At 63.5% G+C, this 15,958-nt stretch carries 13 protein-coding genes and 1 tRNA gene; 10 read left to right on the top strand and 4 right to left on the bottom strand.

All coding sequences use genetic code 11. The features are described from left to right. Nucleotides 1-4 precede the first annotated feature (4 nt). From H0241_RS02885 to H0241_RS02845, 9 genes are all read left to right on the top strand, one after another. Nucleotides 5-781, top strand: a complete 777-nt coding sequence (locus H0241_RS02885) for a response regulator (protein WP_181056154.1) — start codon at nucleotides 5-7, stop codon at nucleotides 779-781. Then, the gene (locus H0241_RS02880; protein WP_181055909.1) at nucleotides 778-2,103 is read left to right on the top strand and encodes an ATP-binding protein; all 1,326 of its coding nucleotides are present in this window, start codon (nucleotides 778-780) and stop codon (nucleotides 2,101-2,103) included. Before H0241_RS02885 ends, H0241_RS02880 begins: the two co-directional genes overlap by 4 nt. 337 nt (nucleotides 2,104-2,440) lie before the next feature. After that, nucleotides 2,441-3,061: a LuxR C-terminal-related transcriptional regulator gene (locus tag H0241_RS02875; RefSeq protein ID WP_181055908.1), complete on the top strand. Its 621-nt coding sequence runs from the start codon at nucleotides 2,441-2,443 to the stop codon at nucleotides 3,059-3,061. A 146-nt stretch (nucleotides 3,062-3,207) separates the two neighbouring features. Next, complete coding sequence (locus tag H0241_RS02870) at nucleotides 3,208-4,398, top strand: aminotransferase class V-fold PLP-dependent enzyme (protein WP_181055907.1); 1,191 nt, start codon at nucleotides 3,208-3,210, stop codon at nucleotides 4,396-4,398. A gap of 11 nt (nucleotides 4,399-4,409) precedes the next feature. After that, nucleotides 4,410-5,372: an HpcH/HpaI aldolase/citrate lyase family protein gene (locus H0241_RS02865; protein WP_181055906.1), complete on the top strand. Its 963-nt coding sequence runs from the start codon at nucleotides 4,410-4,412 to the stop codon at nucleotides 5,370-5,372. A gap of 18 nt (nucleotides 5,373-5,390) precedes the next feature. After that, nucleotides 5,391-6,575, top strand: a complete 1,185-nt coding sequence (locus tag H0241_RS02860) for a malate--CoA ligase subunit beta (protein ID WP_181055905.1) — start codon at nucleotides 5,391-5,393, stop codon at nucleotides 6,573-6,575. 14 nt (nucleotides 6,576-6,589) lie between these two features. After that, nucleotides 6,590-7,489 (top strand): succinate--CoA ligase subunit alpha, encoded by a 900-nt coding sequence (gene sucD / locus H0241_RS02855; RefSeq protein ID WP_112565157.1) that lies wholly within the window; start codon nucleotides 6,590-6,592, stop codon nucleotides 7,487-7,489. 87 nt (nucleotides 7,490-7,576) lie between these two features. Beyond that, nucleotides 7,577-8,545: a 2-hydroxyacid dehydrogenase gene (locus tag H0241_RS02850; RefSeq protein ID WP_181055904.1), complete on the top strand. Its 969-nt coding sequence runs from the start codon at nucleotides 7,577-7,579 to the stop codon at nucleotides 8,543-8,545. 135 nt (nucleotides 8,546-8,680) lie between these two features. After that, the gene (locus tag H0241_RS02845; RefSeq protein ID WP_181055903.1) at nucleotides 8,681-11,350 is read left to right on the top strand and encodes a phosphoenolpyruvate carboxylase; all 2,670 of its coding nucleotides are present in this window, start codon (nucleotides 8,681-8,683) and stop codon (nucleotides 11,348-11,350) included. A gap of 32 nt (nucleotides 11,351-11,382) precedes the next feature. Here H0241_RS02845 and H0241_RS35540 read toward each other — a convergent pair whose 3' ends face one another. The 3 genes from H0241_RS35540 to H0241_RS02835 form a co-directional block, all read right to left on the bottom strand. Beyond that, on the bottom strand, nucleotides 11,383-11,640 hold the full coding sequence (locus H0241_RS35540; RefSeq protein ID WP_328824600.1) for a glycine cleavage T C-terminal barrel domain-containing protein: 258 nt from the start codon (nucleotides 11,638-11,640) through the stop codon (nucleotides 11,383-11,385). Beyond that, nucleotides 11,594-12,979 carry an FAD-dependent oxidoreductase gene (locus H0241_RS02840; RefSeq protein ID WP_328824599.1) on the bottom strand — a complete coding sequence of 462 codons (1,386 nt, stop codon included), beginning with the start codon at nucleotides 12,977-12,979 and terminating at the stop codon, nucleotides 11,594-11,596. Before H0241_RS02840 ends, H0241_RS35540 begins: the two co-directional genes overlap by 47 nt. Before the next feature lie 234 nt (nucleotides 12,980-13,213). Next, nucleotides 13,214-13,298: transfer RNA gene (locus H0241_RS02835), tRNA-Leu, on the bottom strand. 235 nt (nucleotides 13,299-13,533) lie between these two features. Here H0241_RS02835 and lipB point away from each other — a divergent pair. Further along, on the top strand, nucleotides 13,534-14,277 hold the full coding sequence (gene lipB / locus H0241_RS02830; RefSeq protein ID WP_181055902.1) for a lipoyl(octanoyl) transferase LipB: 744 nt from the start codon (nucleotides 13,534-13,536) through the stop codon (nucleotides 14,275-14,277). 21 nt (nucleotides 14,278-14,298) lie between these two features. On the opposite strand, the gene H0241_RS02825 is transcribed toward lipB, so the two are convergent. Next, complete coding sequence (locus H0241_RS02825) at nucleotides 14,299-15,549, bottom strand: site-2 protease family protein (RefSeq protein ID WP_181055901.1); 1,251 nt, start codon at nucleotides 15,547-15,549, stop codon at nucleotides 14,299-14,301. Between the last annotated feature and the right edge of the window lie 409 nt (nucleotides 15,550-15,958).

The following is a 15,958-nucleotide window of genomic DNA, read 5'->3' as shown; positions in this document are numbered from 1 at the left end:
GGCTATGACAAACTCCGAGATCGCACGGCAAAGGCACCCAAGCGATTTGAGCGCCGAATCGAGATCGACAAGGCAAGGTTCGCGTATCCTCATCGTCGAAGACGACCTCGAAATCGCGCGCATGCTGGGTGACACGCTCACCGAAAACGGCATGATCGTGGAAATAGCCGGGAACGGCGTTCGGATGGACGCCGCGCTTCGCAACCAGAAATTCGATCTTATCGTGCTTGATGTCATGCTGCCTGGCGAAAACGGCCTCAGCATCTGCCGCCGCCTTCGCGCGCAAACGAACGTTCCGATCCTGATGCTGACCGCCCTTGGCGAAGAAATCGACCGCATCTTCGGACTCGAGATTGGCGCGGACGACTACGTGACAAAGCCGTTCAGCGCGCGCGAACTGACGGCCAGGATACGGGCGCTGCTGCGCCGCACGACCTACGCTCCCGAGGAACGGGATCGGTCGAAGGTGCTTCGCTTCAACGGCTGGCGCCTCGACCCCATTCGCCGGCAATTGCATGATCCGAGCAACGCGCGGGTCGCGACCACCACGCATGAATTCGACCTGTTGCTTGCTTTCTGCCGTAATGCCGGCCGGGTTCTCTCGCGCGAGGAACTCCTTGGCGTAACCCATGCAGGGCTTGCCGGGCCAATCGAGCGCAGCGTCGATGTTCACGTCAGCCGGATCCGCCAGAAGATCGAAAAGGATGCGCGCGATCCGGTGCTTCTCAGGACCGTTCGGCTGGGCGGCTACATCTTCACCGCGACGGTTGAGGAAGCATGAGGGATTTGATCCGCCGTTTCCTGCCGCAGTCTGTGCGTGGGCAGTTCGCGGCAGTCATCATCGTCACGGTGGTTGTGATCCTGTCCGCTGGATCGGTCGTCGAAAATGTTACAGCGAGTATCGACCTGCCGGCTGTCGACGACAGCGCCACACGAACCGCCGTGGTTGCTGCCTTGTTGCGCGAAGCACCAGCGGAAGCTCGCAGCGTGGTCTTGGCAGCGGCGGCGCAAGCCGGTTTTGATTTCAAGATATTGCCCAAGGAGCAGATCGACAGTATTCCAGTTTCCTATCTTCAGTGGCGAAATATCGAATGGCTTTTCCGGTTCAACAACGAACCGACGGATGGGCGTTGGCTAACAATCGACGGTGAATATGCCTTCGTGCTGGATCTGGACCAACAGGCCGTCCTGGCTCATTTTGGCGTGCCCGATACCTTGCTGACATCAGGTTTTATCCGTTCCCTGTTCTACAAATTTATGGCTTTTGTCGCCTTTCCTGCCCTGATTTGGCTTTTTGCAGTATGGGCCGTGACAAACCCCCTAAGACGCATTTCGACCGCTGTCGGGTCGGCAGAGATCGAGAACAGCGACGAGCTTTTCATCGAACGCGGCTCCATCGAGATGGTCGGCCTGGTGCGCGCTCTGAACAGGATGAGAGCGCGTATCCGGACGATGATCGAGAATCGCACGCGCATGTTGCGCAGTGTCAGCCATGATCTGCGCACGCCTTTGACGCGGCTGCGGCTCCGCGCCGAGCGGATGGATGACGGCCTCATCCGAACCGCGATGCTGTCCGATGTCCAGCATATTGAAGAGCTGATCAACGAGACTTTGACTTATCTGCGCAACGACGTTTCGACGGAGAAGCTGCAACGCGCAGACATTGCCAGCGTGCTGCAAACAGTCTGTGCCGAATTCTCCGATGTCGGGTTTTCGGTCTCGTATTCCGGACCGGATCGGCTTCTGGGCTGGTGCAAACCCAATGCGCTGGCGCGTGCGATCACCAATCTCTGCGACAACGGGGTTAAATTCGCCGGCAATGTCACCGTCGCATTGACGCTGACCGAGACGACGGCGCGCATAGCGGTCGGCGACGATGGACCGGGCATTTCGATGACGGCGCGCTCCCGCGTATTCGAGCCATTCTTCAAGGAGGACACATCGCGTGGCGTTGCCTCGAAGCATGGCTTCGGTCTTGGTCTCTCGATCGTTGCCGACATCATCCAGGGTCATGGTGGCAAGATCGAATTGCAGGATAATCAACCAACAGGGCTCATCGTGACCGTCGATCTGCCGAACGGACCAGTTGCCTCGCCATCATAATGGCTCCCCGGGGTTCGGCGAGCGCATGTCAGGTTGATCCCACAACCCACGGAATTTCAAACGAAATGCGCCCTCCCGCCTGAACGGCGACACTGGCAGGCGAGATCACTCCGGCCGGCGCTGACAACACCAATCCCATCAAAAACCGATGCCCCGCCGGCTTAAGGCAGCGCGACAGCGCATGTCGCTGGGGAAAGAGCACCCCCGCACGGTTGGGGCAGAATTGTCATGATGCAGGTCCAGGCAATCGCCGGACCGCTGAGATTGCAACCAGAACAGCCGGAAGCCCTTGAAGATCAGGTCGCAGACAGAACCCAAGGTATCAGCGGAACGGCGCGTGCGTGTGGTCGTGGCCGAACGCAATCCGCTCGTCATATCGGCGCTGCGCGAAATGCTGGAATGCGACGGCCGCTTCGATCTCCTCGCCTGCGTGCAAAGCGGCAGCCATTTCCTCGAACTGGCGATGGCAGGCGAATTCGACGTCGCCGTCATCGGCTGGAAGCTCGCCGACATGGACGGCGCCGATGTGCTTGCCGAGGTTCACAGCCGCAAGCTCGGCGTGCGCATCGCGGTGTTTTCCAACGACCACGACATCGGCATCCTGAAGCAGTGCGTGCGGCTTGGAGCGCAGGGCTATTGCTTCCAGTTCGATGATCCGTCGATCATCTTCGAGACCATCCTGGCGGTCGCGCATGGGCGCATCTGCATCCCTTATATCGACATCAACAAGGTCAACGACACGCCCCTGTCGCAGCTCACCGTGCGCGAGCGCGAGCTGCTGGCGGTGCTGTCCGACGGCTGGACCAATCTGCAGATCGCGACGCGGACTGGGATTTCCGAGAACACGGTAAAATACCACCTCAAGAATCTCTATGACAAACTCGACGTCCGCAACCGGGCGATGGCCGTTGCTCTCTATGCGCGCGAGAGGCGTACCCAGAAGCAGCCTTTCGGGTAGGCAAGCGACGGGCCGCGGGTAGGCCAACCGGGTAGGCCGCCCCCACCCGTGCGCGGCAAGATGTTACCCGGCAAGGTGTTGTTGCCTTTAGCCGTCGAAACGAAACTCCCCATCACCGCTTTGCTGGATCAGGAGGAGTTCGCACCATGGCCGGTTTCACCCATCTTTTCATTCCCGGACCGACCAACATCCCCGAACAGGTCCGGCAGGCGATGAACCTGCCGATGGAGGATATGCGCGCCGCATCCTTCCCCGATCTCACCTTGCCGCTGTTCGAGGACATCAAGAAGGTCTTCAAGAACGAGACCGGCCGCGTCTTCATCTACCCCTCCTCCGGCACCGGCGCCTGGGAGGCGGCGATGACCAATGTGCTCAGCCCCGGCGACCGCGTGCTGATGTCGCGCTTCGGCCAGTTCTCGCATCTGTGGGTCGACATGGCCGAGCGCCTCGGCCTCGAGGTCGATGTCATCGATTGCGAATGGGGAACGGGCGTGCCGCTCGAGCTCTATGCCGAGCGGCTGAAGGCCGACAAGGCGCACCGCATCAAGGCAATTTTCTGCACGCAGAATGAGACGGCGACCGGTGTGACCAGCGACGTTGCCGGCTGCCGCGCCGTGCTCGACGACGCAAACCACCCTGCCCTGCTGTTCGTCGACGGTGTCTCTTCGATCGGTTCGATCGATTTCCGCCAGGAGGAATGGGGCGTCGACTGCGCCGTCAGCGGCTCGCAGAAGGGTTTCATGCTGCCCGCCGGCCTCGGCTTCCTGTCAGTCAGCAAGAAGGCGCTTGTCGCTTCGAGGAGCGCCACCCACCGTCGCTGCTTCTTCTCTTTCGAGGACATGATCCGCGCTAACGATGCCGGCTATTTCCCTTATACGCCGGCTACACAGCTGCTGCGCGGCCTGCGCGCCTCGCTCGACCTGATCGCCGAGGAAGGGCTGAAGAACATCTTCGCCCGCCACCATCGCCTCGCCGAAGGCGTGCGCAAGGCGGTCGACGCCTGGGGCCTGAAACTCTGCGCCAAGGCGCCGAAATGGCATTCCGATACGGTCAGCGCCATTCTGGTGCCCGAAGGCATCGACAGCGGTGACGTCGTCAAGCGCGCCTACGGCACCTACCAGACATCGCTCGGCGGCGGCCTCAACAAGGTGATGGGCAAGGTCTTCCGCATCGGCCATCTCGGCTGGCTGAACGAGGTGATGGTGCTGGCTTCGCTGTCGGCCGCCGAAATGGCGCTGCTCGATTGTGGCGTCAGACTGGCGCCGGGTTCCGGCGTCGGCGCCGCCATCCAGCATTTCCGCGCCTCGGCCGCCGTGCCGGTCGCCGAAGCCGCCTGAGGGAGCGCACGATGAGCCATACCATCAACCATCTGAAGAAGCTCCGGCTGCAGCGCAGCGAGCTCGCCGTTCCCGGCTCGAGCCCGGAGATGATCGACAAGGCGGCGAACAGCGCCGCCGACTTCATCTTCCTCGACATCGAGGACGCGGTCGCGCCGCCCGACAAGGAACGTGCCCGCAAGAACATCATCCAGGCGCTCAACGACATCGACTGGCGCGCCAAGGGCAAGACCGTTTCGGTGCGCATCAACGGCCTCGACACCCATTACATGTACCGCGACGTGGTCGACGTCATGGAACAGGCCGGCGACCGGCTGGACACCATTTTGGTGCCGAAGGTCGGCGTGCCGGCCGATCTCTACATGGTCGAGGCCATGGTCAACCAGATCGAGATGGCCAAGGGTTTCAAGACCCGCGTCGGCCTCGAAGCGCTGATCGAGACCGCGCTCGGCATGGCCAATGTCGAGGCTATCGCAGCCACGCCCGGCCGGCTAGAAGCCATGCATTTCGGCGTCGCCGATTATGCCGCAAGCTGCAAGGCGCGCACCGTCAACATTGGCGGGCTCAACCCCGACTATCCCGGCGACCAGTGGCATTTCGCACTGTCGCGTATGACCGTCGCCTGCCGCGCCTACGGCCTGCGCGCCATCGACGGGCCGTTTGGCGACTTCTCCGATCCGGAGGGCTACATCGCCGGCGCCAGGCGCGCGGCGGCGCTGGGCATCGAAGGCAAATGGGCAATCCATCCATCGCAGATCGCGCTCGCCAACGATGTCTTCTCGCCACCGGAAAAAGAGGTCACCCGCGCCAGGCGCATCCTCGAAGTGCTGAAAGAGGCCGAGGCGCAGGGCAAGGGAGCGGCAGCGCTGGACGGCAAGATGATCGACGCAGCGTCGGAACGCATGGCCAGGAACGTATTGGTGGTCAACGAGGCAATCGAACGCGCTGGCCAACCGCGCGTCGCCACGCATTGACTGTTCAGGGAGGACAAAATGGACATCCACGAATATCAGGCCAAGGAACTGCTGGCACGCCACGGCGTGCATGTGCCGCGCGGCGGGCTGGCTTACAGCCCCGAGCAGGCAACTTACCGGGCGCGCGAGATCGGCGGCAGCAAATGGGTGCTGAAGGCGCAGGTGCACTCCGGCGCGCGCGGCAAGGCCGGCGGCATCAAGCTCTGCGCCAATGACGAGGAAATCTCCAACGCCGCCGAGGCCATGCTCGGCCGCAAGCTGGTGACCCAGCAGACCGGGCCGCGCGGCAAGCTGATCTCACGTCTCTACCTCGAGGAAGCCGTCGACATCGCGCAGGAGCTCTATGTCGGCTTCGTCCTCGACCGCAAGGAAGAGCGCGTCATGATCGTGGCCTCAGCCGCCGGCGGCATGGAGATCGAGGATATCGTCGAGAAGGCGCCCAATTCCATCCTGCGCACATCCGTCGATCCCGGCGTCGGCATGCAACGGTTTCAGGCCCGCGAAATCGCCTTCGGGCTCGGCCTCGATCACAATCTGATCGGCAAGGCGACCGAGACCATCTTCGCCTGCTACCAGGTGTTTCGCGACTACGACGCCTCGATGCTGGAGATCAATCCGCTGGTGGTGACCCGTGACGGCAATCTGATCGCGCTCGACGCCAAAATGTCGTTCGACGAGAACGCGCTGTTCCGCCGGCCGGAAATTTCCGAACTGCGCGACAAGAGCCAGGAAGATCCGCGCGAGACCTTCGCCAGCGACCGCGGCCTCTCCTATGTCGGCCTCGACGGCAATATTGGCTGCATCATCAACGGCGCCGGTCTCGCCATGGCAACCATGGACATGATCAAGATCGCCGGCGGCGAGCCGGCCAACTTCCTCGACATCGGTGGCGGCGCCTCGCCCGAGCGGGTGGCGAAATCCTTCCGCGCCGTGCTCGGCGACAAGAATGTCGAGACCATCCTGGTCAACATCTTTGCCGGCATCAACCGCTGCGACTGGGTCGCCGAAGGCGTCATCAAGGCGATCCGCGAGGTCGGCGTCAACGTGCCGCTGGTGGTCCGACTCTCAGGCACAAGGGCCGAGGAAGGCCGCCGCATCCTGGCTGATTCCGGCGAAGCGGTAATTGTTGCCGACACGCTGGCCGAAGCCGCCGAAAAAGCCGTCGCCGCCTGGCGCGCGGCCACCAAGAAAAAAGCAGCCTGAGGGAGGTCGAGAAAATGGCAATCCTGCTCAACCGAAGCACCCGCGTCATCGTCCAGGGGTTTACCGGCAAGATCGGCAGCTTCCATGCCGACGACATGAAACGCTACGGCACCAAGCTGGTCGGCGGCGTCACCCCCGGCAAAGGCGGCCAGAAGCATCTCGGCCTGCCCGTCTTCAACACGGTCAAGGGCGCGGTGCGCGAGACCCGCGCCGAGGCGAGCATCGTCTTCGTGCCGCCGCCCTTTGCCGCCGATTCGATCATGGAAGCGGCCGACGCCGGCATTAAACTGTGCGTCTGCATCACCGATGGCATCCCGTCGCAGGACATGATGCAGGTCAAGCGCTACATGCTGCGCTACCGCTACGAAGACCGCATGCGGCTGATCGGCCCGAACTGCGCCGGCGTCATCACGCCCGGACAGGCGCTGATGGGCATCATGCCCGGCAGCATCTACCTCCCCGGCCGCGTCGGCATTGTCGGTCGCTCCGGCACGCTGGGCTACGAGGCGGCGTCGCAGATGAAGTCGCTTGGCATCGGTGTGTCGACCAGCGTCGGCATCGGCGGCGACCCGATCAACGGCTCGTCCTTCAAGGACATGCTGAAGCTGTTCGAACAGGACGACGAGACCGACGCCGTGGTGATGATCGGCGAGATCGGCGGACCGCAGGAAGCCGAAGCCGCGATCTGGGCGCGCGACAATATGCGCAAGCCCCTGATCGCCTACATCGCCGGCCTCTCCGCCCCGAAAGGCCGCCGCATGGGCCACGCCGGCGCCATCATCTCGGCCTTCGGCGAATCAGCGCAGGAAAAGGTTGAAATCCTCAAAGACGCCGGCGTCGTCATCGTGCCGACGCCATCCTCCTTCGGCGAGGTGGTGGCCGATACGCTGTCGCGGATGAAGAAGGCGGCTTGAACGGCGGTCGGACGAAACCCGCATAGAGCAATGTGACGTTGGGGCTGGCGCCAGGCATCGCCACCCCCTCGATCGGCAGGATATCAGATGAAACCGCGTTTGATTGTTACTCGCAGATGGCCGGCCCCCGTCGAAGCGATCCTCGCCGAACGCTTCGACACGACGTTCAACACAAACGATACGCCATTGAGCCCGGCTGCAATGACGTCTGCCTTCGCCGATTATGACGCGATCCTGGCAACGGTCAGCGACCGCTTGCCTGACGCGGTGTTTCCAGAATCCTCCGCCCGCACCCGGATCATCGCCAATTTCGGCGTCGGCTTCAGCCACATCGATGTCGCGGCCGCCCGCGACCGCGACATCGTGGTGACCAATACGCCCGGCGTGCTGACCGATTGCACCGCCGACCTGGCGCTCAGCCTGATATTGGCTGTCGCGCGCCGGACCGGTGAAGGCGAACGCCAGCTGCGGGCCGGAGAATGGCGCGGCTGGTCGCCGACGCACATGGCCGGCGCGAAGGTGTCGGGCAAAACCCTTGGCATTGTCGGCATGGGCCGCATCGGCAAGGCAACAGCCAGGCGCGCGCATTTCGGTTTCGGCATGAAGATCGTGTTCGTCAATCGCTCGCCGGTCGACGATGACGAGACGCGCGCCATGGGCGCGGTGCAGATGCAGACTATGGAAGGGCTGCTCGCGGCATCCGATTTCGTGTCGCTGCATTGTCCGGGCGGCGCGGAAAACCGCCATCTCATCGATGCCCGCAGCCTGCGTCTGATGAAACCCGGCGCATTCCTGATCAACACGGCGCGCGGCGATGTCGTCGACCAGGATGCCCTGATCGGTGCGCTGGAAAGGCGTGAGATAGCAGGCGCTGGTCTCGATGTCTTTGCCGACGAACCGGCCGTTCCGGAGACGCTGAAGCGGTTGGAGAACGTCGTGCTGTTGCCGCATCTCGGCAGCGCGACCGAGGAAACGCGCGTGGCGATGGGCATGAAGGTGGTGGAGAACCTGACCGCCTTTTTCGAGGGTCGCCCGGTCCCCGACCGGGTCGCCTGATAGCCTTAGCAATTCCAGGAAAAGTGTAAGCGGTTTTCCGTCCGGAATTGCGCAGAAACAAAGAGATAGAGCGGTTCGCCGTTTCTGTGAAACGGTGAAACGAACTAGCCGCCCTCGGCCCGGGAGGAAAGCGTTTTGGAACAAAGCAAACCTATCAAGTTTCGCGAAGACGAGCGCAGCCTGCTGTTGCGGCTGCTGCTTCAGGTCGCAAGCGCGCGCGAGCCCGAGATCGCCTCAGTTCTGAGCGGGCGCAGGTCGCTTGTCTCGCTTGCCCCGGAACAGCGCATCCCGGCGTTGCAGGCGAGCGGCGTATGGTTCCAGTTGCTGGCGATCGCCGACGAGTTGCTTGCCATGCGGGCACGCCGCGAGCTCGAACAGGGCGCGGGCGTCGACGAAGTGCCGGGCTCCTTCGCCAGCGTAGTCGCGCAGATGGCGGCGAACGGGCGCTCGGCGGCCGAAGTGCAGGCTGCGTTTGATGAACTTTGCGTCGGCCCGACCATGACCGCTCACCCGACGGAGGCCAAACGCGTCACGGTTCTCGAGATCCACCGCCGCATCTATCGCAAGCTGACCGAGCTCGACCAGCCGCGCTGGGCGCCGCGCGAACGCGAACTGCTGGTCGCCGATCTGGAAAGCGAGATCGAGCTGCTGTGGATGACGGGCGAGCTCAGGCTGGAACGCCCGACGGTCGAACGCGAAATCGCTTGGGGCCTGCATTTCTACCGCGAAGTCATTTTCGAGGCGACGCCGCAGCTCTACGGCAAGCTGCAGGACGCCTTCCAGCGTCACTATCCCGGAGAGCCGGTGAAAATTCCTTCCTTCATGCGCTATGCCTCTTGGATCGGCGGCGACCGCGACGGCAATCCGAACGTGACCGCCGCCATGACCGCCCATGCCTTGGCCGAATACCGCACCACCGCCATTGGCTGGTACCTGACGCAAATGCAGCGGCTGGTGACGGTGCTCAGCGCCAGTTCGAACGTCGTCGACCTGCCGGCCAGCTTCACGCCGCTTCTGCAAAGGGCACTCGACAAAAGCGGACAGGCGCACGACATCGCCGCGCGCAATCCTGACGAACCGCTTCGCCAGTTCGCTTCGGCCTTGTTGGCCCGGCTTGAAGCCACACGCGATGGCGGAGCCGCCGCCTACCCCTCCGCGGAGGCGTTTGGCGCTGATCTGCGCGGGCTTGCTCTCGTCCTCGAAGCGATCGGCGGGCGCGCGGTCGCCCGGCGTTTCGTCCAGCCGCTGCTCTGGCAGCTCGGAAGTTTCGGCTTCCGGACGGTCTCGCTCGACATCAGGCAAAACTCCACTGTCGTCAATCGGGTGCTGGCCGAGATCTTTGCTCTGGCAGACCCGGTCACATCAGGTACGCCGCAATGGTCGGCGCGTATCCGCGCAGCCCTTGGCCAAAGCGAGCGGATGGACATCGACGCGGATCGGCTTTCGCCCGAGGCAAGGGAACTGCTTTCGACATTCTCTGTCATCGCCAACCACATCGCCGGCTCCGATAGCGATGCCGTGGGCTGCTTCGTTCTCAGCATGACCCGCTCGGTTGACGATCTGCTCGCGGTCTATCTGCTGGCGCAATATTGCGGGCTTTCGACCGCGCCCGGTGGCGACGGCACGATCAGGCTGCGGATCGTACCCTTGTTCGAGACCATCGCCGACCTGCAGGCGGCCCCTGGCATCCTGAACGGATTGCTCGACATTGCCCTGGCGAGGCGCACGGTGCGGGATTTCGGCGCGCGCCAGGAAATCATGCTCGGCTATTCGGATTCCAACAAGGATGGTGGTTTCCTGGCCTCCAATTGGGAGCTGGCCAAGGCGCAAAAGCGCCTCGCTGCCGTCGGCCGCAAGCACAAGGTCAGGATCAGTTTCTTTCACGGCCGTGGCGGCTCCGTCAGCCGCGGCGGCGCGCCAACCGGCCGGGCGATCGCGGCGCAGCCGGCAGGTACAGTCACTGGGTCCATGCGGGTGACGGAACAGGGCGAGGTCGTGTCGTCGAAATTCGCCAATCGCGGCACCGGCCTCAACCAGCTCGAAATCCTCGCCGCTGCCGTTCTGGCTCACAGTGCCGTATCGCCGGGCGACGTCGAAACAAAGCAGACACCCGAGTTCGACGAAGCGCTGGAAGCGCTGGCCGGCATGTCACAGGCCTCCTATGCCGGGTTGATGGCGGAGCCAGGCTTCCTCGATTATTTCAACCAGGCGAGCCCGGTCGCGGAGCTGGGCCTCCTGAAAATGGGCTCACGGCCGGAGCGCCGTTTCGGCGCCGGCGGCATTGCCGACCTGCGCGCCATCCCCTGGGTGTTCGCCTGGAGCCAGAACCGCCATCTGCTGACCGGCTGGTATGGCATCGGCAGCGCGCTGAGTTCCTTCGTCGCGGTGCGCGGCGATGCCGGGCGCGAGCTTCTGGGGCGCATGTTCGAACACTCGCGCTTCTTCCGTCTGATCGTCGACGAGGCGGAGAAGACGCTGTACCAGTCCGACATGGAGATCGCGCGGCTCTATGCCGGCCTGGTGTCCGACAGCGATGCGTCCCACCGGATCTACACCCGCATTTTCGCGGAATACGAGTTGACGCGGGGCCTGATCCGCGACCTCACCGGGGGCGATCTTTCCGTGCGCTTTCCGATGTTCAAGCGGCGTTTCGACAGTCTGCGGCGTCAGATGGACGACATTCACCGGCTGCAGGTCGATCTCCTGCGTGAAGTCAGAGCAGGCGCGGCGGATCAAAAGCGGGCGACCGACGCCCTGCTTGTCTCGATCAACTGCATCTCCTCAGGCCTTGGATGGACGGGGTAGGCCCGCTTTTCGCCGACTGTGCTGCAGGTCCCTCACATACGCCCGCGCGCGCCTTCAGGGTCATAGGGAGAGTCGGCGATCACCCGTGCCGGGCGCCGCTCGCCGAGAATTGAAACCTCCAGCGCCGTGCCGGGCGTGCCAAGCTCCAGCGGCAGCAGCGCCAACGCTATGTCATGGCCAAACGTGTAGGAGTAACCCGCCGACGTGACGCGGCCGACAAGGCTGCCGTCGCGATAGACGCCCTCATAGGCAAAGGCGCTCGCCCCATCCGTGTCGATGGACAGCGTCACGATCCGGCGTGCCGGGCCCTGCTTCTGCTGCGCAGCCAGGGAGGTGCTGCCAATGAAGTCTAAGGCGGTCGTAGGACGGAGCTGTTTTCTGCGGACGTGCCGCCGGCATGTCCTGGCCCGGATAATGTTGTACTGCATGGGTGCCCCAGGCTTCCCGCACCTTCTCCCGGGTCCAGTTCTTGTTGGCATGGTCGCCAAAGCGCCGCGGATCCAGTTCCGCCGTATCGATGCTGTTGCCGCCTTCGACAATCCGCTCCGAAAGATAGTGACCGATCGCTCCGCCCCACAGGATGCCGCCCGGCACGCCTTCGGCGAGCCAGACATTCTGAAGCCCCCAGGCCGGCCCCATCAGCGGCAGCTCATCGGCGGTCATCTGGAACGGTCCGCGCACATTTCTCTTGATGCCGGCGCGCCCGAGCGCGGGCACGAGTTCGCTCGCCCGTTCCCAGTTCCAGGAGACGGCCTCGAAATCCTCATCGAGCAGGTCGGCGCCGAACCATTCCGGCACGCCGTTCTCGGCGAACAGCTTGAGCTGTTCGGTGCGCTCGTAGGGGCCGAACAGCAGCCCGTCCCCCTCTTCACGCAAATAGCCCTCGTAGCCCTCGTCCCTCAGGATCGGCATTTCCGGAAGGCCCTGCCGCTTGCGCTCCACCACTTCGGGCACCGCGTCTGTCATCCAGTACTGATGCACGATCGGAATTGCCGGAATGTCGAGGCCCAGCATGGCGCCGGTCTGGCGTGCATAATTGCCGGTGGCGAGGATTACGTGTTCGCAGACCATGTCGCCGCGGGAGGTTTTGACCTTCCACTCGCCGCCCGGCATCCGCTCGAACCCCGTAACTTCGGTGCCAAGATGGATCTTCGCGCCGAGGTCGCGTGCGCCCTTGGCCATGGCCTGGGTTACGTCAGCGGGCGCGATGTGACCGTCATCGGGATGATAGAGCGCACCCAGCATGCCGCTGTTGTTGAGCAGCGGCCAGATTTCTCGGGCCTCGGCGGGCGATACGATCCGCGCCCGTATGCCCTGAACCTCGGCGACGTCGATATAGCTGCGGTATTCGTCGAGCCTGTCGCGCGTGTTGGCGATACGCAGCTGGCCGCATTTGTGCCAGCCCACCTTCTGGCCGGTTTCGACTTCGAGGCCCTCATAGATCTCAATGGATTTGGCGATCATCCGGCCGACGTTGAGACTGCGGGCATAGGACGGTATCAGCCCCGCCGCATGCCATGTCGAACCGGCGGTGAGCTGCGTCCGCTCAAGCAGCGCGACATCGCTCCAGCCGCGCTTCGCCAAGCCGTAAAGAATACCTGCGCCGACACAGCCGCCACCGACGACCACCGCACGAACATGACCCAACATATGCGATGCTCCCGGATGAAATTGTCCTGGGCACTATAGGTAAGCGCGACACCGTCGGTCACGCCATTTGCGACGCCGGCATGGCGGTTGGTATGCCCGCCCGATGTGGACAGCGTTTACGGATCGGTTGAATCTTGGATTTGAAGGCCGATCTCTCCGTTGCGCTGGGGCGCACTATCGCCGAGGCAAGCCGAGATCAGATCGGAGAGATGTTGGTGCGGTCGAGAAGACTCGAACTTCCACGGGTTGCCCCACAGCGACCTCAACGCTGCGCGTCTACCAATTCCGCCACGACCGCCCGTGGTAGGAGCCGGAACGAACCGGCTCGCGGCGTGTAGCAAATCGTTTCCGGTGAAACAAGGGCGCGGCGCGCAATAATCGCCGGGAATTGGCATAACGGTCGGGAAGGCCGAAATGCGGGGCGAACTGGACGTTTCAGCCAGATACCGCCATATGAAGGGCAAATGCATTCCGCCCCAAGGCGCAAGGCGGGTTTTGGAAGCCGGCGTGCATTGCGCGAAAAACGAAAAGCCATGACAGAACGCAGCCAGATCGCCACGTCTTTCCTGCCCTTGCCCGGCTCAGCTCCGGTCGAATGGCGCATCGAGCCTGGCCTTACCGCCTATCCCGATGCGCTTGCCCTGATGGAAACGCGCGCCGAGGCGATCCGCTCCGGTGCGGCCGCCGAGATGGTCTGGCTGGTCGAGCATCCACCGCTTTACACCGCCGGCACCAGCGCCCGCATCGAGGATCTGATCGATCCCGACCGTTTCCCGGTGTTTGCAGCCGGCCGTGGCGGCGAATACACCTATCACGGGCCGGGACAGCGGGTCGCCTATGTGATGCTCGACCTGAAGCGCCGGCGCGAGGATGTGCGCGCCTTTGTCGCCGCGCTCGAACAATGGATCATCGGCACGCTCGCCGCCTTCAACGTGCGCGGCGAACGCCGTGAGGACCGCGTCGGCGTTTGGGTGGTGCGGCCCGATCGCCCTTCCCTGCCCGACGGCTCGCCGGCCGAGGACAAGATCGCGGCTATCGGCATCCGGCTGCGGCGCTGGGTGAGCTTTCACGGCATTGCCGTCAATGTCGAGCCGGACCTCAGCCATTTCAGCGGCATCGTGCCGTGCGGCGTGCCGGACCATGGCGTCACCAGCCTCGTCGACCTCGGCCTGCCCGTGACCATGGCCGACTTCGACCTGGCGCTGAAGTCTTCCTTCGAGGATGTTTTTGGCGCGGCGGAGGGCATGTCTGCCGAACCGGCGCGCAAGGCCGGCTGAAGTCCCGCCTCGACCAAGCGCTCAAAGTAGCTTCGCCGAGGCCCACAACAGCCCGTAGCCGTGGATGGCGAAGACCGCCAGCAGCGCGCCGGCCATAGCGAAACGGTCGAAGGTGCGGATCGGCTTCAGCTCATGGCGCGGTTTTACCCCGCTGCCCATGGTCAGCAGGCTGAGGATGGCAAAGACAGCGCCCGCCACCAGCAGAAAGCTTTGGGAAAAACCGGCCAGCCAGCCGATCGCCAGCAAGGCCGACAGCAGGGAAAACGAGGCCAGCGCCAACGCGATCGGTCCCGGGCAGATCTGGCGCAGCACCTGGCCGCCATCGAATTTCCAAACCGGCACCAGATTGGCGATGTTGAACAGCGCGGCAAAGCCGGCGAGCGTCGCCAGAAAGGCCGCGGCCAGCCGATGCCCTTCGCCGGAGGCGAGCCCGCTGGCGGCGATCAGCAAAGGCACCAGGAAGGCGGAGAACCCCGCCCCCATCAGCGCCACGAAGGCGACCTCGAAGCGGCTGTCATAGGGCCGCCCGCCAATGGCGATGCCGCCGAGCAGCGGGATGAAGATCATCCGCGCCTTGCGATGCCCGGTCAGCCGGAAGGCCGCCATATGGCCGAGCTCGTGCAGGGCGACCACCGAGGTCAGGATCGCGGCCAGCGCCAAGCCACCGAGATTGAGCCCGAAGAACGGCCACAGGATGAAGGCCGACAAAACGGCAAAGCCGACCTGGCTCAGCGGATGCTCGAACCAGCCGCCCTTGCGATACTGCCCGGTCTTCGCCCAGTGCTGTAACTTGCCGAGCTCGCGGCGCATGGCGAAGTAGCGGAACACCAGGAAGGCGACGCCTCGATAGCGGTCGGTCTGGCTGAGTGTCACCCGCGTGCCAGCGCCCTCCGGGACGAGCTCGGTGGTCTCGTAAAAATCCTTCCAGAACGACGCATCGAGCGCGGTGTCCTCGATCACGCGCATCGAAAAACGACTGCCCTCGACAACGTCTTCGAACCGCGACCTGCGCTCGATCGGTTGACCGTCACGGCCTTCCCAGGACAGCATGATGCGGGCCGTGCCCCGCTCGTCCAACGGCTGCGCCGACAGGATCTCGCCAGACCAGCCGGCGTCGCTGCCGAGCGGCCACAGCGCCTGCCAGAGGCGCTGCCGGTCCATGGCCACCACACGGCTGCGCCTCACCGTGCGCAAACCGAGCGGCGCGGTCATCAAAAGGAAAATCAGTCCGAGATTGCCGGCCACGAGAAGGGCCGTGATGATCGGCGACACTTGGGTGTTTGCTCCCTGTCTTGGTGGAGCACCCTAGCGTCACGGCGGCAAGAAAGGCTTAACGGCACAACGCCCTCCTGCCCGCCCTAAAACACTGCGGCGAACCGCAGGGTCATCACATGGCGCCGATCCAGACCGCCATGGAAACGAGAAACGCACTCATGCACACCAACGAAACGACGTCCTGAACAAGATCGCTCATAACTCTCTCCTGTTGTTGCTATGTTCGTATTTTGTTCTAATTTTGTTCGAATGTCAACGACCGGAAAGCGGCATGCCGACGAATCCCGACAGCCGGTTTGGGCAGGGTTAAGAAAGCGTTTATGTGATGAGGAGCTGGATCGTGCGGTGGAAGATATCCACTGCCGGCGATCGCTTCAGATGGCGAGTTGCTCGCGAACGTCGGCGC

Origin of the sequence: Mesorhizobium neociceri, assembly GCF_013520985.1 — a bacterium.
GTDB classification, from domain to species: Bacteria; Pseudomonadota; Alphaproteobacteria; order Rhizobiales; family Rhizobiaceae; genus Mesorhizobium; species Mesorhizobium neociceri.
Note: the sequence above shows the minus strand (reverse complement) of the source record. Positions and strands in the feature narration are given on the sequence as shown.